The organism is Idiomarina seosinensis, from assembly GCF_044797955.1.
Classification (GTDB): Bacteria; Pseudomonadota; Gammaproteobacteria; order Enterobacterales; family Alteromonadaceae; genus Idiomarina; species Idiomarina seosinensis_A.
Map to the genome: position 1 here is coordinate 2,295,852 of NZ_CP085211.1, position 19,699 is coordinate 2,315,550.

Here is a 19,699-nt window from a genome sequence, read left to right on the forward strand (position 1 = left end):
GACTATTTCCTTTACCACTAACAAGAAACAATCCGGCAAGGCTTATAAAATGGCGAGATAATTGAACTGTCTACCATCCCTACGCCAGTATTAACCGGATCAGGTATTAAGGGTCTGCACAATCGCATCTCAGCCCACTGGGGGCGCCCCTTGGTATTGCCGCGTCAGTATAACGCGGGCATACGGTGAATTAAATAGTTTTAAATAAAGGCAAGTGCATCAGCATGTAATTGCTGCAGTGACAGTCCGTGCGCAACAAAGTCATCGCGAATAACGCGAATCATTTCAAAACGTCCGGCCATATAGACTTGATGGTTCTGCAAGTCATTACATTCGCTCATAACGGCATGGTGTACCAGGCCTACCGAATAGGGCCATTGGCCATCGGTTTCTTCCAGCACCGGCCGATAAAAGAACTCTGAGTGCTCAGCAGCTAACTGTTCCAGCTTTTCGTGTAAATACAAATCAGCTTTTTGTCGCGCGCCCCAGTACAAATACACCGGCTGCGATAGCCCATCCTGCAACAGTTTTTGCAAAATGGAATAGGTATAAGAAAACCCTGTGCCACCGGCAATCAGAATAATAGGGTCTTTCTGAGGCAACTGTAAAAAGGCGTCACCGGCTGGCGCCTCAATGATTAATTCGCCCTGTTGCTTAATTTTTTCCAGAACTTCGCCAGCATAATCGTTGTCTGGCGGAGCCCCAACATGCAATAACCACTGCCGCTGGTCAGCGGGGCCCGACGCAATACTAAAAGGCCGCTTATCGCGCTCGCCCATAACAACCTGCAAGTACTGGCCGGCTTTAAATTCAACCGCCTTCGGCAATTTAATACAAACTTCCCAGACAAACTCAGCCAACTGGCGAGTAATGTTTGCCTGACAAGTGAGCTGCTGTGACATCTACTTCTCCAGAATATTCAGTTGTTCCCACAATTCGTCAACGCGCTGCTTAACCTCATCGGTCATCGTGATTGGCTCTCCCCATTCACGGTCCGTTTCGCCCGGCCATTTATTAGTCGCGTCCATCCCCATTTTAGAACCCAGACCTGACACCGGCGATGCAAAATCAAGATAGTCTATTGGCGTGTTTTCAACCAGTGTCGTATCACGGGCGGGATCCATCCGCGTAGTCATGGCCCAGATGACATCGTGCCAGTTTCTGGCATTGACATCGTCATCGCAAACAATGACAAACTTGGTATACATGAATTGCCGTAAAAAAGACCATACTCCCATCATCACGCGCTTTGCGTGTCCCGGGTACTGCTTTTTCATCGTCACTATCGCCAGCCGATAGGAACAGCCTTCCGGAGGTAGATAAAAGTCGACAATTTCCGGAAACTGCTTTTGCAATAACGGAATAAACACTTCATTCAGCGCCACCCCGAGTATTGCCGGCTCATCCGGTGGCCGCCCAGTATAAGTACTGTGATAGATCGGGTTCTTGCGCTGGGTTATGTGGGTAACAGTAAATACCGGGAAATCATCAACTTCGTTGTAATAACCGGTGTGGTCGCCATAAGGGCCTTCGGGGGCCACTTCGCCGGGGTTGATATAGCCTTCAAGAATAATTTCTGCATGAGCCGGTACCTGCAGGTCATTACTGATACTTTTGGTGACATGCGTCTTACCGTCACGCAAAAGCCCCGCAAAAGCATATTCCGATAAGCTGTCCGGTACCGGTGTTACCGCCCCGAGAATAGTCGCCGGATCGGCACCAAGCGCAACGGATACCGGGAACTTTTCGCCCGGATGTTGCTGGCACCATTCCTGAAAGTCCAATGCCCCGCCGCGGTGCGAAAGCCAACGCATGATCAACTTATTGGGTGCCAATAGCTGCTGCCGATAGATACCCAGATTTTGGCGCACTTTATGGGGCCCCCGGGTGATGGTCAGCCCCCAGGTAATTAAAGGAGCTGCATCACCGGGCCAGCAATGCTGGATCGGCAGTTGAGTTAAATCCACCTGCTCGCCACTTAAAACGACTTCCTGACAAGGGGCCTTTTTAACTTCTTTAGGTGACATGCTGAGCACTTTTTTGTAAGTGGGCAATAAGCTCAACGCGTCTTTAAAGCCTTTGGGGGGTTCTGGCTCTTTTAAAAATGCCAGCAGCTTACCAACATCCCGCAGCGCTTTTACCGACTCTTGTCCCATTCCCAGAGCAACCCTCTGCGGAGTACCAAACAGATTAGCAAGTACCGGTGTAGAATGACCTTTAACGTTCTCAAACAGCAGTGCAGGACCACCTGCTTTTAAGGTCCGATCCGAAATCTCGGTCATTTCCAGATAGGGATCAATGACTGTGGTGATACGCTTTAACTCACCGCGTTTTTCCAACTGAGCAATAAAATCACGCAGGTCTTGATATTTCATAGTACCCTAACTGTTTCGCTGACGCTTCATCGATTCAAAAAACTCGTCATTCGTTTTTGTCATCTGCAGGCGGTCGATGAGAAACTCCATGGCTTCAACCTCGCCCATTGGATTCATAATCTTGCGGAGTATCCACATTTTCTGTAACTCATCTTGCGTTGTCAGCAGTTCTTCGCGACGCGTACCAGAGCGATTAAAGTCAATGGCCGGGAACACACGGCGTTCGGCAATTTTACGGTTAAGGTGCAGTTCCATGTTACCCGTACCTTTAAATTCTTCGTAAATAACCTCGTCCATTTTCGAGCCGGTGTCGATTAAGGCCGTAGCAATGATGGTCAGACTGCCGCCTTCCTCAACATTACGGGCTGCACCGAAAAAGCGCTTGGGTTTATGTAGGGCATTCGCGTCAACACCACCGGTTAATACTTTACCCGAACTTGGGATAACCGTGTTATAGGCCCGCGCCAGACGAGTAATCGAGTCCAGTAAAATGACCACATCTTTTTTGTGTTCAACCAGCCGTTTGGCCTTTTCAATAACCATTTCGGCAACTTGGACATGCCGGTTCGCGGGCTCGTCGAAGGTTGAAGCAACAACTTCACCTTTTACCAGCCGATGCATCTCGGTCACTTCTTCCGGCCGTTCATCAATCAATAAAACGATGAGCTCGGCATCCGGATGATTGGCCGCTATGGAAGTTGCCACATTTTGCAATAAAAGCGTTTTACCGGCTTTCGGCGGAGCCACTATCAAGCCCCGCTGACCTTTACCAATCGGTGCTGATAAGTCCAGTACCCGGGCAGTAATGTCTTCCCGGCTGCCATTACCCCGCTCCAGACGAAAACGTTCATTCGCATGAATTGGTGTCAGGTTTTCAAATAAAATTTTATTGCGCGAATTTTCTGGCTTATCAAAGTTAACTTCTCTTATTTTTAATAAGGCAAAATAACGTTCACTGTCCTTCGGCGGACGAATTTTTCCACCAATAGTGTCACCAGTGCGCAAATTGAAGCGTCGGATTTGACTGGGTGAAACATAGATATCATCTGGCCCAGCCAAATAAGACGAGTCTGCGGAGCGCAGAAAGCCGAAACCATCTTGCAAGATTTCAAGTACGCCTCCGCCGTGGATATCTTCGCCGCTTTTAGCGTGGGCTTTTAAAATAGCAAAAATAATATCTTGCTTTCGCAACCGAGCCATATTTTCCAGGCCCATGCTATCCGCAAGTTCGACGAGTTCATTTACCGGTTTGTTTTTTAGTTCTGTTAGATTCATAGGAGGGTTTTCGAGTTATCGATTAATGGTTAAGTCACCAGGACTCAGTTAAAAGTTAAGTGTACTCATGTATTGCTGTTTTTGATTGCAGTTTCGCGTGGAGCGAAGCGACCAATTGAAAAGACGCGTTACCGGGCGATTTGATGGTGTGCATCACCTGGATGCTCAGTTTATGAGCGAAAGTTATCACCAAAAACCGTTTCCGTCCAGTTTTTAGCAGTGATTTACTTTTTAATGATCGGCGGATAACGTAAAACGGCGCTTAACTTGCGCCGTCTTACGTTATTTTATTAGATGTATTGATCCAGGAATTCTGTTAACTGCGCACGTGACAAAGCGCCTACCTTGGTCGCTGCCACCTCACCGTTTTTAAACAATAACAAAGTCGGAATGCCGCGGATACCGTACTTCGGCGGAGTCTGGTCATTGTGGTCAACGTTTAGTTTGCCAATTACTAATTTATCCGCGTAATCATCGGCAATATCGTCCAGTATCGGAGCTACCATTTTGCATGGGCCACACCACTCAGCCCAGAAGTCGACTAATACTGGCTTTTCGGATTTGATGACATCTTCTTCAAAACTGTCATCGCTTAGCTGAACAATTACGTCACTCATGGTACTCTCCGCTACGTTCTTGGCGTTGAAATATTTAGGAAATACTATTATTTATGTTTTTGAATGCAAGCGCAAACTGATATGCTATTAACCTATGAATAAAACACATCTTACAGAAACACGCTTTGCTGAACTGGGATTACATCCACAGATCGAGCAAGCAATGAGCAGTGCCGGTTATGAGTATTGTACTCCAATCCAGGCACTAAGTCTTCCTGTCGCTTTGGCTGGCCAGGACGTTGCCGGTCAGGCACAAACCGGAACCGGCAAAACACTGGCATTTCTGCTGGCGACTTTCAACCGTTTGATGAAAGCGCCGCGCAACGAGGAAAGCTCTGGTCCACGAGCTTTAATCATGGCCCCTACGCGGGAGCTGGCTATCCAAATTGCCCACGATGCCGAGCCATTAAATCACCACTGTAAGCTTAACATGTCCGTTATTTACGGCGGTGAAGGCTATGAAGATCAAAAGCAGCAATTGGCCGGCAATCCGGATATTTTAGTGGGTACGACCGGGCGCTTGCTAGATTTTTATAAGCAGGGCTTATTCAAATTGGATAACATCGAAATCGTCGTGTTGGACGAGGCCGACCGCATGTTTGATCTCGGTTTTATCGATGACATTCGCTATTTCATGAGCAAAATGCCACCGCCGACAGAACGTCTCAACCTGTTATTCTCGGCCACGCTCTCTTATCGGGTGCAGGAACTGGCATACGAGCACATGAACTCACCGGCGAAAGTTGAAGTAGAGCCCGAGCAAAAAACCGGCGTACGTATTAGTGAAGAGTTATTCTATCCGGCGAAAGCCGATAAAATGCCTTTATTGCTGACTCTGTTAGAAGAGGACTGGCCAGATAAAGCGATAGTCTTTGCCAACACCAAACACGTATGTGACAAAATCTACCGATGGCTGGACGCCAACGAACACCGTGTTGGACTGCTAACCGGTGATGTTCCGCAAAAGAAACGCTTGAAAATACTTGACGATTTTGCCAGTGGCCAACTGGATATTCTGGTCGCCACCGATGTTGCGGCACGCGGTTTGCACATTCCGGAAGTCAGTCACGTATTCAATTTTGATTTACCCGATGATTGCGAAGATTATGTTCACCGAATTGGTCGCACCGGCCGTGCCGGAGCCAGTGGCGCGGCTATCAGCCTGGCCTGCGAAGAATATGTGTATAATTTACCGGCTATCGAAGAATATATTGGACATCCGATCCCAGTCACTAATTATGACGAAACCGCGTTGTTAACCGATCTTAAGAAGCCCCGGCCGACCCAGCGCCGACGTAGAAATAATTCCGGTGGCAAAAATCGATCGCGACAGCGCAAGCCGGGAACGCAACGCAAAACCTGATATGCGGCCTGGTACAAAACGTTTAGCCGCAGTCGATATGGGCTCTAACAGCTTCCATCTGTTGCTGGCTGAAGTTTCTATGCGGGGCTTTTTTCCGAAGCCCCGTATCGTTTCCCGGCACAAATACAAAGTGAGGCTGGCTGATGGGCTGGACAGTGCCTTACGACTTGATAAGGCTGCGGTTCGACGCGCCAAACGCAGCCTTGATAACTTCGCCGAACAACTTAAATTATTCCAGCCCGACGCCTGCTATGCCGTTGCTACTGCGGCACTACGAAAAGCCAGTAATTGTGCTGAAGTCCTGCCCGAATTGGAACAAAGTCTTGGCTGTGCTATCGAAGTTATTTCCGGCGAACGGGAAGCTGAACTGATCTTCGCCGGAGTTTGCAATGCGGCGCAGCAGCAGGGCGATATTCTGGTCATTGATATCGGGGGCGCCAGTACCGAGCTAATTGCCGGCCGACCCCTTCGTCCCAGATTACTGAAAAGCCTGGATATGGGCTGTGTCATATTTCAAAATCAGTATTTTGCTGATGGTAAAATTACCACATCCGCATTTACTCGGGCCATCGGACAGGCCAGAAACCAGTTAAACCCCTACACTCAAGACTATCAGGCTATTGGCTGGCAACATGTACTGGGCGCCTCAGGAACTTTTCGTGCCGTAACCGAAATTGCTCTGGCACAGGGCCAGGTAACCCTAAGCCGCGACTGGCTGGAGCAACTTATTGATCTGTGCGTACAGCAGGGCCAGGTACAACAGCTGCGGATCCCCGGACTGCGGGACGATCGCAAGACCATCCTCTGCGGCGGTCTTGCGATCTTATACGCTATCTTGATTGAGTTTGATATTCACCGTTTTGGTGTCACAAACGGCGCCCTGAGAGAAGGCCTCCTCAGCGAGCTGGTTGCCCAGGCAACGGCTTAATCAAGCCTTAACGCTGCTTTTGCCAGTGTTCGGCAATTTGCTTGGCAAAGTAACTCAGAATGCCGTCGGCACCGGCGCGCTTAAACGCCAACAGGCTTTCTTCAATAACATCTTCGGCTAACCATCCATTACTGATTGCCGCCTGTATCATGGCGTATTCACCACTGACTTGATAGGCGAAGGTTGGTACCGAAAAACGGTTTTTTACTTCGCGAACTACGTCCAGATAAGGCATACCGGGTTTTACCATCACCATATCCGCACCTTCCCGGATATCTAAGGCGACCTCCCGAAGCGCTTCACTGGCGTTAGCCGGATCCATCTGGTAACTCTTTTTATCGGCACCCTGCAAATTGGCTGACGAGCCAACGGCATCACGAAAGGGGCCATAAAAAGCACTGGCGTACTTAGCTGAATAAGCCATGATGCCGGTGTTAGTATGACCTGCCTGCTCCAGCGCCTGACGGATTGCGCCAATACGTCCGTCCATCATATCCGAAGGGGCAACGACGTCGGCTCCGGCCCGTGCATGGGAGAGCGCCTGCTTAACCAGTACCTCAGTGGTAACATCGTTAACAACATAACCGCGGTCATCAATAATGCCGTCCTGGCCATGGGTAGTAAAAGGGTCTAAAGCCACATCGGTCATCACCCCAAGCTCGGGAAAGTGACTTTTAATGGCTTTCACTGCGCGTTGTGCCAGGCCCTCATCATCGTATGCCGCCTCTGCGGTCAGTGACTTGGCCGCCATTGGTGTAACCGGAAATAATGCCAGCATCGGAATGCCAAGTTTGACCAGCTGCTCGCATTCTTTAAGTAGAAGGTCGATGCTGTAACGCTCGATTCCCGGCATTGAGGCGACGCTCTGTCGCTCATTTTCCCCTTCAATAACAAACATAGGATAGATGAGATCGTCCACGCTCAGTCGATTTTCTGCGACTAACCGGCGGCGAAAACCAGCTGCACGATTACGGCGCATGCGACAATGAGGAAATTGATCCAATTCAGACATTCATTAACTCCTGTAACTACTTGCAGAGATATTAGGTTTCGCTGGCGACAACCTGATCGCGGCCGTCACGCTTGGCTCGGTAAAGGGCTTCGTCGGCGGCCTTAAATAACGTTTCTGTGGATTGTCCAGTTTGTTCATCCAGTACCGCAATACCCACACTGATGGTAATCTTCTGCGGCCCTGTATCAGTGTTAAAAGTACTGGCCCGAACATCATTGACTAGTTTTTCGGCAAATGCTTTAGCCTGACGCGCTGAGCAGTCCGGCAGAATCACGGCAAACTCTTCGCCGCCGTAACGGCAGACAACATCGGCGGGACGCCGGGATCGGCTTTTTAAACGTGTTGCTAACCCCTGCAGGATTTGATCACCAACAAAATGACCGTGAGTATCATTAACCTTTTTAAAATGGTCAATATCAATCATTACCAGTGACAGCTGTCCCTGATTACGCAGTGCGCGGCGGTATTCTTTTTCTAACTGACGGGTAAAGTAACGTCGATTGTAAAGCTTAGTCAGAGCATCTTCATAGTTGCGGCGCTCCAGCTCAGCATTGACATCCTGCAATTCCCGCAACGCGATCTGCAGTTCAAAGGTACGCTCGTCAACTTTATCTTCGAGCTTTTCGTTATGCAGCCGCTGCACATCGAGTTTTTGTCGGCGTTGTTCGTTATAGCGCACAGCCAATACCCAGGAAAGCAGTAAAATCTCAATACCTGAGCCAATCATAATGGCGTGACGCTGGATGAACATGCTATCAATAATCCCCAGGTAGCCCAATGAATTTGCCATCACTGAAATCAGTAGCGCGCCCCATGCAATAGTGAAAATCCGGGCGTACAGGAAGCCTTTGCGCCACAAATAAATACCTATGATCAGAAGATATAGACAACCCGGAGCAGCAAGGGATAACAATAGGTGAATACTAACTTGGTAAGGCCCTACTAAGGCGACTAATAAGGTCAGCGCCGATAAGCCTGCCATAATAAAAAGACCCCGGGCAAGCGTCGTCCGGTACTCTTTCAAATTGAGCAACTGGTAAGCAAATAAGGCCGCGGTTAAAAAGGTCAGACTACCAAATATCGGGATGCCCTTTTCCTGCAAAAATAAATTGTCCGGCCAAAGATAGCGAAAGCCCAGGCCATCCAGAGATAACATAAGCCCGGCGAAAAAAACGGTGTATAGAGAATAGAGGCCGAACTCCGGCTCTCGTGAAGCAAAAAAGGAAAATAAATTATAAACCGCCATACACAGCAAAACGCCAAAATAAATACCTTCTGCCAGACGCTTTTGCATTTGCCGATCAAAAAATTCAGTTTCGCTATAAAGCCGAACCGGCAGACGCATCGAGCTGTCGGTGTTGGCACGAATAAACAGCTGACCTGCCTGCCCCGAAGGTAAGGGCACTGCAAATGCAGAACTTAAGATTGGACGTTGGTAAAAGGGCTGATGGTCACCCAACTGATAACTCGTCAACTTACCGTCGTGCAGCCAGTAAATCGACAGTTCATCCAGTAACGGATAACCGACATACAGAATACGGTCATAAGCCCTGGCGTTTACTGTTGTCCGAAGCCAGTACTCTTTGTCGGTGTAGCCAAAGGAGGCACGCTGCGTCGGCAACGAAGACCAGGCTTGTTCTGGCTGGTTTCGAACACCGGCCAGGGAAAGTGGCTGCTCGACACTTAAATAATCCAGCTGAAGTGTGTCATTTGGCCCATTTACTGCGCTTGTCCCGTTCCCATTAACCCACAATGCCAGAGTTAGCAGCCCAAGCAGCACTAACAGCGAGGAGATCCCCCGGTTCATGGTTGGCTCTGCCGGCAACCAAAAAGCTGCTCAGTATTGGTGCGCGTTATCGCGGCGACTTCAGCTAAATCCAGCGCCCACTGTGCCGCCAGCGCGTCGCCGATTACAGGAAGTAACGCCGGCTCATTAAATTTTGGTCGCGGCTTAATATGCCGGGGCAGCAGAAAGGGAGCGTCGGTTTCAATTAAAAGGCGCTCCCGTGGTAAACCGGGGAGGGCCTGCAGCAACTGATGGTTACGTCGTTCGTCGGTCACCCAGCCGGTTATTCCGAACCAGTGACCCCGCTCTAAATAGGCTTCAGCCTGTGCCGGTCCGCCGGTAAAACAATGAGATAAACAGGGCGTATGGTCAGCACAGTATTTTTCTAATAAATTCAGCTGCTGTTGCTGTGCATCGCGTTCATGCAGGTATAAGGGCAGGTCCAGGCGGTTTGCTAAGCTGATTTGTTCGGCAAAAACTGTCTGCTGATTGTCAGGCGAAGAGAAGTTTCGATTAAAATCAAGGCCGCACTCGCCAATAGCAACCACCGCTGGGTGGCGCGCCAAATCGGCTAATACATCAACGAAATTTGCGCTTGCCTGATCGGCGTCATGAGGATGAATACCAACAGTCGCAAACAACCGTCCGGGATAGCGTTCACATAACCGCAAAGCCCGGCGGGACTCTTCTTCATTGGTGGCGATAACCAGCATTTGTTCGACCTGGTTGCTTTTTGCACGAGCCATTACGCCTTCTAAGTCGTTTAGAAGACGCTGATTGGTCAAGTTAACTCCGGCGTCAAACCACATAATCGCTGTTATCTTTGTTCTTTATCCGACTCACTTTGTGCAGGCTTATACCAGCGACCAATCATTAACCCTAGCTCAAATAATAGCCACATGGGTATCGCCAATAACGTTTGAGAAATGATATCCGGAGGGGTAAGTATCATACCGACAGTGAACGCACCGACAATAATGTAGGGTCGCTTTTTCGCTAAACTTTCGGCTGTACTAACACCGCTCCATATGAGTAATACAATAGCGACTGGTGTTTCAAAGGCAATACCAAAAGCAATAAATATTGCCAGAACAAAATCAAGGTAGCGGGTGATATCCGTTGCAATGGCGATATCGGCAGGCGCCACACTGGTAAAAAATCCCATTGCCAGCGGCAATACAACAAAATACGCAAAGGCAATGCCACCATAAAATAGCAAGGTGCTGCTGGCTAACAGCGGAACGACCAGTCGCTTTTCAGACCGATACAGGCCCGGCGCAATAAAAGCCCACAACTGCCAGAGTAAAAAGGGTATGGCTAACGCCAGAGCGATAACAAAGGTTAACTTAAACGGCGTAAAAAATGGCGCAGCGACGTCGGTGGCAATCATTTGAGTGCCCACCGGCAAGTTACGAATTAAGGGTTCGGCTAACAATCGGTATAAATCGTTGGCAAAGTACGCCAGCCCGGCAAAGACTATTACCACAGCCAGGATAGCACGCAATAACCGCGTTCGAAGCTCCAGTAAATGGTTAAGTAAGGGGGAATCACTCATTGCTTTCTGTGTCGCCCTTATCGTCATCTTTTGCGGTTTTTTTCTGATAAGGTCGCTGAACATCGGCGGCAGCGCTCTGTAATTCCACAATCGAGCGCTGCAGATCGGGACTCAGCTCGCTAAAATCCTGAGCTTCGGCTTTTTTAAGGTGCTCATGTAACTCTTTAATTCGCAGCTCATGATCCAGCTCATTTTGCATGCGCTGGCTGTAACTGCGAATGCCGCCTACCGTCCTTTGTAAGCTTCGTATTGCTGAGGGTAAACGCTCAGGACCAAGCACTAAAAGTCCCACTACCGCAATTAACAGCAGCTCCCAAAAGCCGATATCAAACATTCAGTCACTTCCGCTTATCGGATTCAGTATCTGAGCTATCTTGATCTTCTGGCAGCTTATCTTTGTGCTGTTCAGAGCTGTTTGACTGATCGTTTTCATCGTGCATGGACTTTTTAAAGCCTTTTACTGCACTACCAACGTCGCTACCAATATTGCGCAGACGCTTTGTGCCAAATAACAACACAACAATGGCCAGCAAAATAAGAAGTTGCCAAGGACTAATGCCCATAATTCACCTATAACGTTAACGTTTTTCTATGCGTGGCCTTGTCCGCCAAGCTTGCAATGCCAGTATAACAGTAATAACCGCGGAAGTGATCGGCCAACTCGGGTTGCTGCTTTCGGTCAGCAGCCAGGTTGTACTGACCACCCCACTGGCGGTAATAATAGTCCAGAATGAATTAACAGAAGACTGGCGCTGATAATTCAGCTGCTGCTGGTGTTGTTGATCAAGCTGCTGCTGAACATGCTGACGGGAGTTTAAGTTCTCGTACAGTAAGTTCGGCAGTTCCGGCAGTTTTTCTGCCCAGTACGGTGCATTTTCTTTTAGCGACCGCACTACTGCCCGCCATCCCAGCTGTTCATTCATCCATCGCTCCAGAAACGGTTTCGCCGTTTTCCAGAGGTCCAGTTCCGGATACAGTTGCCGGCCCAGGCCTTCAATATACAGTAAGGTTTTTTGTAACAAGACCAGCTGTGGCTGCACTTCCATTTCAAACCGACGAGCGGTATTAAACAGGTTGACCAAAACATAGCCAAAGGATATATCCGCCAGCGGCTTTTCAAAAATAGGCTCGCAGACGGTACGAATTGCCGACTCGAATTCTTCTATATTGGTATGCTTAGGAACCCATCCGGAATCGACATGCAATTCGGCTACTTTACGATAGTCGCGATTGAAAAATGCAAGGAAGTTTTCTGCCAGGTATCGCTTATCCTCACTGTTTAAGGTACCGACGATGCCAAAGTCAATACCAATATAGCGGGGATGCCGGGGGTCGTCTTTAGCAACAAAGATGTTGCCCGGGTGCATATCGGCGTGAAAAAAACTGTCGCGAAACACCTGTGTAAAAAACACTTCAACACCACGCTCAGCCAGCTTTTTCATATCCACGCCACGAGCTTTTAATGTCTCTACATCGTTAACAGGAATGCCGTCAATACGCTCCATCACCATCACGTTATGACGACTGTAATCGCTGTAGATTGTCGGCACATAAAGCAAGTCAGAGTTTTCGAAGTTTCTCTTTAGCTGTATCCCGTTGGCAGCTTCGCGCTGCAGGTCCAGCTCATCCAGTAAGGTTTTCCGGTATTCCTTTACCACCTCTTTTGGCTTCAGCCGACGCCCGTCAGGCAAGCGCCGTGCGATAACGGATGCCAATGTTTCCATCAGCTCCAGATCGGCATGAATAGTTCGTCGGATATCCGGCCGGATGACCTTAATAATGATATCTTTCAGCTCACCACTTGCTACTTTCAGTTTCGCAGTATGCACCTGGGCAATTGAGGCAGATGCCAGCGGCTGAGTGTCAAAATCAGTAAACAACTGACTGATATCAGTCAGTTCCAGTGATTTTTCGATAATTTTTTTCGCTTCGTTACCATCAAAAGGAGCCACACGATCCTGCAAAAACGCCAGCTCGAGAGCAATATCCGGTGGCAGTAAATCACGACGGGTAGACAGCATTTGGCCAAACTTGACCCAGACTGGCCCCAGTTGCTCCAAAGCCAGCCTCAACCGCGCCCCGGCACTTTTATCGCTGTGTCTGTTGGGCAACCAAAAAAGTCCATGACGCCCCAGCCGTACTGACCAGGGAAGCCACTGAGGAGGAATCAAGTCATCCAGGCCATAACTTAATAAGGTCTTAGTGATGGCATATAGGCGGCGACTACGCATTCATGCCTCCTTTTGCTAAACGCCTTTCCAGTTTTTCGAGGTCAGCCCGCAACTGCTGCAGCTGTTGTTTGTGTAGCTCGAACTCTGCCCGTGCCGGCAGTAATTTCTTTTCTTCGGTGATCACGCCAGTCAACCAACGCTGTCGTGAATCATGCGACGCTTTAAAATTCTCGCGACTTCGCCGCCACAGCTGACTTAACCAGTGTGCCGGCGCATCGCCAATTTTGCGCGCCAGCTCGGCCTCCCAGTCAATATCCAAATGACGCAGCAGATTAACCAAATTCTGGGCAAGCACAGGATCCCCTTCAATATCCAGCTGGTCGGCTTTGATCAGACGGGTTAGGTTAGCGGTATCTTTAAGCTCGGGTAACACACCCAATTCCGTCTTAATCCAGCAATCCGCACTTTCCTCATTCAGAGTACTTAGCTGCAAACCCTGCTGGGTTACGCTAACCGTGAGCTGGAAAGGCAATTCTTTTAAGTCAAAGCGCAATACTTTACCGTCCAGCTTAGCTAACCGTGAAGCGGATTCCGGATCTTTATGCAGTACCTCATTGACCATTTTTTCCAGCAGCATCCAGGGCAGTAAACCTACGCTTTTCATCAAAACTTATACCCCCTGTGCAAGGCAACAATGCCTCCGGTCAAGTTTTGGTAGTCAATATTGTCATAGCCGGCATCCGCCATCATTTGCTTCAAGGTTTCCTGATCCGGGTGCATACGTATTGACTCAGCCAGATACTGATAGCTGTCGGCGTCATTGGCCACTAGCTGGCCCATTTTTGGCAACACGTTAAACGAATAAAAGTCATAAGCCTGGTTAAGAACGGGGGCAATGGGCTTTGAGAATTCCAGAATTAAGAGTCTGCCACCCGGTTTTAAGACCCGCTGCATGGAGCCCAGAGCCTTGGCTTTATCTGTTACATTTCGCAGCCCAAAGGCAATGGTGATAACGTCAAAGGTATTGTCATCAAACGGCAGTTCTTCTGCATCAGCCTGAACATAACGCACGTTTCCAATAACGCCCCGGTCACGCAGTTTGTCGCGACCAACCTTTAACATGGCGTCGTTAATATCGGCTAACACCACTTCACCTTCCGGGCCAACCCGGCGTGAAAATTGCTCTGTCAAGTCGCCGGTTCCGCCGGCAATATCGAGCACCTTCATGCCTTTGCGAACACCACTGCAGTCTATGGTGTAGCGTTTCCAAAGGCGGTGAATACCAAAAGACATCAGGTCATTCATGACATCGTATTTGGCAGCGACAGAGCTGAATACGTTTGCCACCAGACCCTTTTTCTGTTCGCGCGCGACTTGTTGGTAGCCAAAGTCGATGGATTCTTTGTGATTTTCTTGTTTATCGCTCATTAACACATCCTGAACTGAATTTTTATAAGTGTACTTGATGCATCAGGTGCTTGCAGCACTTATACCTGCGCGTAGTGATCCCGACGCGGCAGCCAGCGTTCGATAATCGCTTTGGCTGACTGCGGATAATCCTTTAAAACGGTTTCGGCCACCTGCTGAGCAGCCGGCACTAAATCGGCATCACGCTCAAGGTCTGCAACTTTCATTTGTGTCAAACCCGTCTGTCGGTGTCCAAGTAACTCTCCTGGCCCGCGGATCTCGAGATCGCGCTGCGCGATCACAAAACCGTCGTTACTTTCTCTTAATACGGATAAACGCTCACTTGCGGTTTTCGATAACGGACTTTTATAAAGCAAAACACAATGACTGGCTACAGAGCCTCTTCCAACGCGCCCGCGTAACTGATGCAGCTGAGCTAACCCCAGCCGCTCAGGATTTTCAATAATCATTAGCGAAGCGTTCGGCACATCGACGCCCACTTCAATGACAGTGGTCGCTACCAGTAAATCCAGCTGGCCTGCTTTGAAGGCCTGCATAACAGCCTCTTTTTGCGCCGGTTTCAAACGCCCATGGACCAAACCAACCGACAGTTCGCCCAGCGCTTGCTGTAACTCATTAGCCGTGTCTTCCGCGGCCTGGCACTCCAGTGCTTCGGACTCTTCAATTAACGTACACACCCAGTAGGCCTGCCGTCCCTCCGTTAAACACACCTCGCGCACACGTTCGATGACCTGCTGCCGGCGGCTGTCTGCGATTGCCACTGTTTGCACCGGAATACGTCCGGGAGGCAGCTCATCGATGGTCGACGTCGCCAGATCAGCATAAGCCGTCATTGCCAGTGTTCGCGGAATGGGCGTTGCTGTCATAATTAACTGATGCGGCTGACGCCCGGCCTGCTCGCCTTTCTCACGCAACTGTAAACGCTGGTGCACGCCAAAGCGATGCTGTTCATCAATAATAACTAACGCTAACTGATGATAATTAACATCGGCCTGAAACAGCGCATGCGTGCCGACCAACAGCTGTATTCTCCCGTCGGCAAGCTCTTGCAGTAACTCGCCGCGGGCTTTTCCTTTACTGCGGCCACTGAGCCAGCCGACCTGGATGCCCAGCGGCTCCAGCCATTGACGAAACGACAGCGCATGCTGTTCCGACAATAACTCCGTTGGTGCCATCAGAGCGACCTGATAGCCTGCTTCAATGGCGTGCAATGCTGCCAAAGCGGCTACCAGAGTTTTACCTGAGCCCACGTCGCCCTGCACCAGCCGCATCATTGGTATACTCTTTTGCAGATCGCTGGCGATTTCCTCAGCCACGCGCTGTTGAGCAGCGGTTGGCTTAAAGGGCAGTTGTTGCAAAAAGCGCTGCTGCAGCACTCCACTGGTATTAACTGCAATACCTGCTTCTGCCTGCCGCTTACTGCGTAGCTGCAATAAACTCAACTGATGAGCAATTAACTCTTCACTGGCTAACCGCTGTTGAGCCGGATGCTGACCAAGTTCAAGCTGGGCAAGAGAAACGTCCGGCGGCGGATGATGTAATACCAACAATGCGTCAACTAACGATAAGCTGTGCGGTTGCAAGGATTGTGGTAATAACTCAGTTACACTTTGCTCAGACAAATAGGTGAGTGCCTGCGTAATTATCTTACGCAGTACCAGCGGAGAAACACCTTCTGTGGTCGGATAAACAGGCGTCAGGTGCGACTCCAGAGTAACCCTTTGTTCTGGCCCCAACACAGTGTATTCCGGGTGTATCAGTTCAGCACCGGCAACACCGTACCGAACCTCGCCAAAGGCGAGCACCCGGGTGCCTGCAGCAAATTGCTTTAACTGGGCAGCACTGAATTGAAAAAATCGCAGGGTAATGCTGCCGCTGTTGTCTTTAGCCCGCACCAACAGCATTCGTTTTCTGCCATATTTAATTTCAGAATGCTGTACTTCCAGCACCAGATTCGCCGAGCTACCCGGCCGTACCTGAGCCACAGTGCTAACCCGGGTGCGATCTTCATAACGCAGGGGTAAATGAAAGATTGCATCCTGCACGCTTTGCAAACCGAGTTTCAGTAGCTTCTGCGCGACTTTATCACCGACCCCTTTAAGTGTGGTCAGTGGTATTTTATTTAACGGCGAACTAACAGCAACAGCCATTTAGATAAAAGTCCAGGGCAGCACGTTAACTGCGAATTTTCCGGGAAACTTCATAAATATCGGTTCTTCGGTCGCATAAATTAGTCACTGAGCCCTCATGATGCAGATAACGCAACTCATCCAGATTTAAATCAGAAAACATCAGCATTTCGGTATTAGGCGTTGTTTCTGACATGATTGCATCGTGCGGAAAAGCAAAATCAGAAGGCGAAAAAACCGCTGACTGAGCGTACTGTACATCCAGGCTTTCAACTTCCGGAAGGTTACCGACACTACCGCAGATGACCACATAGCATTCGTTTTCTACCGCCCGAGCCTGGGCGCAATGACGCACGCGTAAATAGGCATTGCGGGTATCAGTCCAGAACGGCACAAAAAGTATCTCCAGCCCTTCTTCAGCCATTATCCGCCCCAGTTCCGGGAATTCAACATCGTAGCAAATCAAAATGCCGATACGTCCGGCATCCGTATCAAAGACACTAATTTCATTGCCCCCTGCGATAACCCAGTCACGTTTTTCGTGCGGTGTGATATGCAGCTTACGCTGTTCTTCGACCGAACCGTCCCGGCGACACAAATACGACACGTTATAGATGCTGTCACCTTCTTGCAGCGGCATTGAGCCGGTGATGATATTGACGTTGTAGCTGACTGCCATTTGTGACATTTCGCGCTTAAAGCGTTCGGTAAAACCGGCCAAAAACCGGATGGCGCTCATTTGTTGGCTTTTATCAGTCAGTCCCATCAATGGCGCATTAAAAAATTCCGGTAAGACGGCAAAATCACTTTGGTAATTGGATAACGCATCGACAAAATATTCAACTTGCTGCAACAATTCGTCAACTGACTCTACCGACCGCATTTGCCATTGCACAGCACCCACCCGAACATTCTGAATACGAGTGGTCAGAATGTTAGTTGAGGGATCGTAAAGAAAATTGTTCCACTCCAGTAAGGTAGCAAAACCGCGTGACCGCTCGTCTTCAGGAAGATACTTGCCTAACAGACGTTTAACGCTAAAATCATTAGCCAGCTGAAAGGTCAGAATCGGATCGTAAATTTCCCGGCGCTGAACTTTGTCCAGGTATTGGCTGGGGCTCAGCTCAGCGGAATACTTATGGTAATTGATGATCCGGCCGCCCGCCAAAATAGCCCGCATATTGTCCTGCCGGCAGAGCTCTTTACGCGCATCGTACAGGCGCCGGCCCAGGCGGTAGCCGCGGTAGTCGGGATGAATCAACACATCCAGACCGTACAGCGCATCGCCTTTTTTATCGTTTAAGATAGCTTCGCGGTGACCAATTAAATCATCGTAGGTATGTGGGTTTGAAAAGGTGTTGTATGCCACTTTTACCGTCAGTGCAACACCGACAATTTTACCGTTATCTTCCAGACAAAACTGCCCTTCGCTAAAGTCCTTAATCAGCTTTTCAATCGTGAACTGGCTCCATGAACCGCCGATATCTGTATAAACGGCGTCCATAAGAACTTTCAGCTGCGGGTAATCTTCTAGCCGTAAATTACGTAACTGTAAATGTAAGTCATCCGGACTCATAACTGCCCCAAAATTAAAATGATATGCTAAGCGTAGTTTACACGGATTTGATTAAGGGTTGCACCAGAACAAGTAGCTGTATAAACTTCTGGACGTCCAAACAAAAAATAATAAAGGGAAATACATGAATTCACCGGCTGATGTCCAACCTCCCAGCGCTATAGCGTTATTACCCTTAGCTTTATTCCTGGCGCTGTTTTTGGGAACCGGAATTTATTTCCAAAATGAGGGCGTCGAGTACGCATTTTATCAGCTACCCAGTCCGGTGGCGATTTTACCGGCGATTGTACTTGGTATCCTGCTAAGTCGACAGGCATTCGAAGAGCGTATTGCCACCTTTGTCGCCGGCGTCGGTAATAGCAATATCATCACCATGTGTATGATTTACCTGCTGGCCGGAGCGTTTTCTACGGTGGCTGAGGCAACGGGCGGCGTCGATGCCATGGTTGCGTTGGGTTTAAATGTTATTCCGGCCTCTTTTCTTCTGCCCGGTTTATTTTTAATTGCCGGTGTTATTTCCACCGCTATGGGCACGTCAATGGGGACACTGGCCGCGCTGGCTCCCGTGGTACTGGGTATTGGCGAAGCCACTGATTTGAGTTTACCACTACTGGCCGGGGTACTGGTCAGTGGTGCTATGTTTGGCGACAACTTATCGATAATTTCCGACACAACCATTGCAGCTACGCGCACCCAGGGCTGCACCATGCGTGACAAATTCCGTGCTAATTTAAAGGTTTCTATACCCGCAGCAATTCTCACCGTAGTTTGGTTAATGAGTTACGATACCAGTAATGTACCGCTGCAAATCCCTGACGCCAACTTTTGGCTGTGCCTGCCCTACTTCGCCATCATTGTACTGGCTGTAATGGGGCTTAACGTATTTGCCGTTCTTGGCCTCGGGATTGTACTGGCAGCGGCTTTTGGCATGGTCGCGGTGGACTACCAGTTAGTTAAGTTCAGTCAGGATATTTATGACGGCTTTACCAGTATGCAGGAAATCTTTTTACTGTCGCTGCTTATCGGTGGTCTTTCAGGACTCATTCGGCAGCAGGGCGGACTGGCTTTTCTGGCCCGTTTTGTCGAATCAATTGCCAGTCGCGTCAGCAAACACAAACAGCGGTCATCCGCCCTGGGTATTGCCGGTTTAACCTCCCTGACCAACCTGTGTGTTGCTAATAACACCGTCAGCATTCTGCTGGCCGGTGAAGTCAGTAAGCGGCTCGCCGTCAATGGTAATATTGCCGCTCGGCAAAGCGCCAGCCTGCTGGACATCTTTGCCTGCACAGTGCAGGGCGTATTACCTTATGGTGCTCAGGCGCTGTTGATGGGTGCCAGTTTTGGTATTTCGCCTTTGTCGGTTAGTTTAAATACAGGCTACTGCTTTATTTTGGGAGGAGTGGCGTTAGTGCTGATTATTTGGCGAAAACCATTGGAAAACCGTGAGCCGGAAGTACAGCAAGCAGCCCTTTAGGTTGCTTGCT

18 protein-coding genes and 1 riboswitch are annotated in these 19,699 nt (G+C 49.3%); of the genes, 3 read left to right on the forward strand and 15 right to left on the reverse strand.

The annotated features are described in order from the left end of the window. Positions 1 to 59 precede the first annotated feature (59 nt). Positions 60 to 161: riboswitch (TPP riboswitch) on the reverse strand. 39 nt (positions 162 to 200) lie between these two features. From fre to trxA, 4 genes are all read right to left on the reverse strand, one after another. After that, a complete protein-coding gene (gene fre, locus LG288_RS10860) occupies positions 201 to 902 on the reverse strand; it encodes an NAD(P)H-flavin reductase (protein ID WP_404400441.1) in 702 nt (233 codons plus the stop codon). Next, positions 903 to 2,375 (reverse strand): 4-hydroxy-3-polyprenylbenzoate decarboxylase, encoded by a 1,473-nt coding sequence (gene ubiD / locus LG288_RS10865; protein ID WP_404400443.1) that lies wholly within the window; start codon positions 2,373 to 2,375, stop codon positions 903 to 905. Positions 2,376 to 2,381: 6 nt separating this feature from the next. Next, positions 2,382 to 3,650 (reverse strand): transcription termination factor Rho, encoded by a 1,269-nt coding sequence (gene rho / locus LG288_RS10870; RefSeq protein WP_404400445.1) that lies wholly within the window; start codon positions 3,648 to 3,650, stop codon positions 2,382 to 2,384. A 290-nt stretch (positions 3,651 to 3,940) separates the two neighbouring features. Then, positions 3,941 to 4,267, reverse strand: a complete 327-nt coding sequence (gene trxA / locus LG288_RS10875) for a thioredoxin TrxA (RefSeq protein ID WP_404400447.1) — start codon at positions 4,265 to 4,267, stop codon at positions 3,941 to 3,943. Positions 4,268 to 4,361: 94 nt separating this feature from the next. On the opposite strand from trxA, the gene rhlB reads away from it, so the two are divergent. After that, positions 4,362 to 5,630 (forward strand): ATP-dependent RNA helicase RhlB, encoded by a 1,269-nt coding sequence (gene rhlB / locus LG288_RS10880; RefSeq protein ID WP_404400449.1) that lies wholly within the window; start codon positions 4,362 to 4,364, stop codon positions 5,628 to 5,630. Position 5,631: 1 nt separating this feature from the next. Beyond that, positions 5,632 to 6,558: a Ppx/GppA family phosphatase gene (locus LG288_RS10885; protein ID WP_404400451.1), complete on the forward strand. Its 927-nt coding sequence runs from the start codon at positions 5,632 to 5,634 to the stop codon at positions 6,556 to 6,558. Positions 6,559 to 6,565: 7 nt separating this feature from the next. Here LG288_RS10885 and hemB read toward each other — a convergent pair whose 3' ends face one another. From hemB to LG288_RS10940, 11 genes are all read right to left on the reverse strand, one after another. Continuing rightward, the gene (gene hemB / locus LG288_RS10890; RefSeq protein ID WP_404400453.1) at positions 6,566 to 7,570 is read right to left on the reverse strand and encodes a porphobilinogen synthase; all 1,005 of its coding nucleotides are present in this window, start codon (positions 7,568 to 7,570) and stop codon (positions 6,566 to 6,568) included. A gap of 31 nt (positions 7,571 to 7,601) precedes the next feature. Beyond that, positions 7,602 to 9,377 (reverse strand): diguanylate cyclase, encoded by a 1,776-nt coding sequence (locus LG288_RS10895; protein WP_404400455.1) that lies wholly within the window; start codon positions 9,375 to 9,377, stop codon positions 7,602 to 7,604. Continuing rightward, positions 9,374 to 10,102 (reverse strand): TatD family hydrolase, encoded by a 729-nt coding sequence (locus LG288_RS10900; RefSeq protein WP_404400457.1) that lies wholly within the window; start codon positions 10,100 to 10,102, stop codon positions 9,374 to 9,376. The genes LG288_RS10895 and LG288_RS10900 overlap by 4 nt, the downstream gene beginning before the upstream one ends. 71 nt (positions 10,103 to 10,173) lie before the next feature. Continuing rightward, positions 10,174 to 10,911 (reverse strand): twin-arginine translocase subunit TatC, encoded by a 738-nt coding sequence (tatC, locus tag LG288_RS10905; protein ID WP_404400459.1) that lies wholly within the window; start codon positions 10,909 to 10,911, stop codon positions 10,174 to 10,176. Continuing rightward, positions 10,904 to 11,245, reverse strand: coding sequence for a Sec-independent protein translocase protein TatB (gene tatB, locus LG288_RS10910; RefSeq protein WP_404400461.1), 342 nt, complete (start codon positions 11,243 to 11,245; stop codon positions 10,904 to 10,906). Before tatB ends, tatC begins: the two co-directional genes overlap by 8 nt. A gap of 4 nt (positions 11,246 to 11,249) precedes the next feature. Continuing rightward, complete coding sequence (gene tatA / locus LG288_RS10915; protein ID WP_404400463.1) at positions 11,250 to 11,474, reverse strand: twin-arginine translocase TatA/TatE family subunit; 225 nt, start codon at positions 11,472 to 11,474, stop codon at positions 11,250 to 11,252. Positions 11,475 to 11,489: 15 nt separating this feature from the next. After that, on the reverse strand, positions 11,490 to 13,142 hold the full coding sequence (gene ubiB, locus LG288_RS10920) for a ubiquinone biosynthesis regulatory protein kinase UbiB (protein WP_404400465.1): 1,653 nt from the start codon (positions 13,140 to 13,142) through the stop codon (positions 11,490 to 11,492). Then, positions 13,135 to 13,746: an SCP2 domain-containing protein gene (locus LG288_RS10925; protein WP_404400467.1), complete on the reverse strand. Its 612-nt coding sequence runs from the start codon at positions 13,744 to 13,746 to the stop codon at positions 13,135 to 13,137. Before LG288_RS10925 ends, ubiB begins: the two co-directional genes overlap by 8 nt. Continuing rightward, positions 13,746 to 14,510: a bifunctional demethylmenaquinone methyltransferase/2-methoxy-6-polyprenyl-1,4-benzoquinol methylase UbiE gene (gene ubiE / locus LG288_RS10930; protein WP_404400469.1), complete on the reverse strand. Its 765-nt coding sequence runs from the start codon at positions 14,508 to 14,510 to the stop codon at positions 13,746 to 13,748. Before ubiE ends, LG288_RS10925 begins: the two co-directional genes overlap by 1 nt. Before the next feature lie 59 nt (positions 14,511 to 14,569). Then, complete coding sequence (recG, locus tag LG288_RS10935; RefSeq protein WP_404400471.1) at positions 14,570 to 16,660, reverse strand: ATP-dependent DNA helicase RecG; 2,091 nt, start codon at positions 16,658 to 16,660, stop codon at positions 14,570 to 14,572. A gap of 25 nt (positions 16,661 to 16,685) precedes the next feature. After that, entirely contained in the window at positions 16,686 to 18,215 is a 1,530-nt protein-coding gene (locus tag LG288_RS10940) for a GNAT family N-acetyltransferase (protein ID WP_404400473.1), read from the reverse strand. 124 nt (positions 18,216 to 18,339) lie between these two features. Between LG288_RS10940 and LG288_RS10945 the strand changes: the two genes are divergently transcribed. After that, positions 18,340 to 19,689 (forward strand): Na+/H+ antiporter NhaC family protein, encoded by a 1,350-nt coding sequence (locus LG288_RS10945; RefSeq protein WP_404400475.1) that lies wholly within the window; start codon positions 18,340 to 18,342, stop codon positions 19,687 to 19,689. Positions 19,690 to 19,699: the final 10 nt, after the last annotated feature.

What these genes read in the sequence shown, in the direction of transcription:
- LG288_RS10895 (WP_404400455.1), bottom strand. Translation starts at nt 9,377, where the DNA reads ATGAACCGGGGGATCTCCTCGCTGTTAGTGCTGCTTGGGCTGCTAACT.
- LG288_RS10940 (WP_404400473.1), bottom strand. Translation starts at nt 18,215, where the DNA reads ATGAGTCCGGATGACTTACATTTACAGTTACGTAATTTACGGCTAGAA.
- recG (WP_404400471.1), bottom strand. Translation starts at nt 16,660, where the DNA reads ATGGCTGTTGCTGTTAGTTCGCCGTTAAATAAAATACCACTGACCACA.
- ubiE (WP_404400469.1), bottom strand. Translation starts at nt 14,510, where the DNA reads ATGAGCGATAAACAAGAAAATCACAAAGAATCCATCGACTTTGGCTAC.
- hemB (WP_404400453.1), bottom strand. Translation starts at nt 7,570, where the DNA reads ATGTCTGAATTGGATCAATTTCCTCATTGTCGCATGCGCCGTAATCGT.
- tatC (WP_404400459.1), bottom strand. Translation starts at nt 10,911, where the DNA reads ATGAGTGATTCCCCCTTACTTAACCATTTACTGGAGCTTCGAACGCGG.
- rhlB (WP_404400449.1), top strand. Translation starts at nt 4,362, where the DNA reads ATGAATAAAACACATCTTACAGAAACACGCTTTGCTGAACTGGGATTA.
- fre (WP_404400441.1), bottom strand. Translation starts at nt 902, where the DNA reads ATGTCACAGCAGCTCACTTGTCAGGCAAACATTACTCGCCAGTTGGCT.
- LG288_RS10885 (WP_404400451.1), top strand. Translation starts at nt 5,632, where the DNA reads ATGCGGCCTGGTACAAAACGTTTAGCCGCAGTCGATATGGGCTCTAAC.
- tatA (WP_404400463.1), bottom strand. Translation starts at nt 11,474, where the DNA reads ATGGGCATTAGTCCTTGGCAACTTCTTATTTTGCTGGCCATTGTTGTG.
- trxA (WP_404400447.1), bottom strand. Translation starts at nt 4,267, where the DNA reads ATGAGTGACGTAATTGTTCAGCTAAGCGATGACAGTTTTGAAGAAGAT.
- LG288_RS10900 (WP_404400457.1), bottom strand. Translation starts at nt 10,102, where the DNA reads ATGGCTCGTGCAAAAAGCAACCAGGTCGAACAAATGCTGGTTATCGCC.
- tatB (WP_404400461.1), bottom strand. Translation starts at nt 11,245, where the DNA reads ATGTTTGATATCGGCTTTTGGGAGCTGCTGTTAATTGCGGTAGTGGGA.
- LG288_RS10945 (WP_404400475.1), top strand. Translation starts at nt 18,340, where the DNA reads ATGAATTCACCGGCTGATGTCCAACCTCCCAGCGCTATAGCGTTATTA.
- ubiD (WP_404400443.1), bottom strand. Translation starts at nt 2,375, where the DNA reads ATGAAATATCAAGACCTGCGTGATTTTATTGCTCAGTTGGAAAAACGC.
- rho (WP_404400445.1), bottom strand. Translation starts at nt 3,650, where the DNA reads ATGAATCTAACAGAACTAAAAAACAAACCGGTAAATGAACTCGTCGAA.
- ubiB (WP_404400465.1), bottom strand. Translation starts at nt 13,142, where the DNA reads ATGCGTAGTCGCCGCCTATATGCCATCACTAAGACCTTATTAAGTTAT.
- LG288_RS10925 (WP_404400467.1), bottom strand. Translation starts at nt 13,746, where the DNA reads ATGAAAAGCGTAGGTTTACTGCCCTGGATGCTGCTGGAAAAAATGGTC.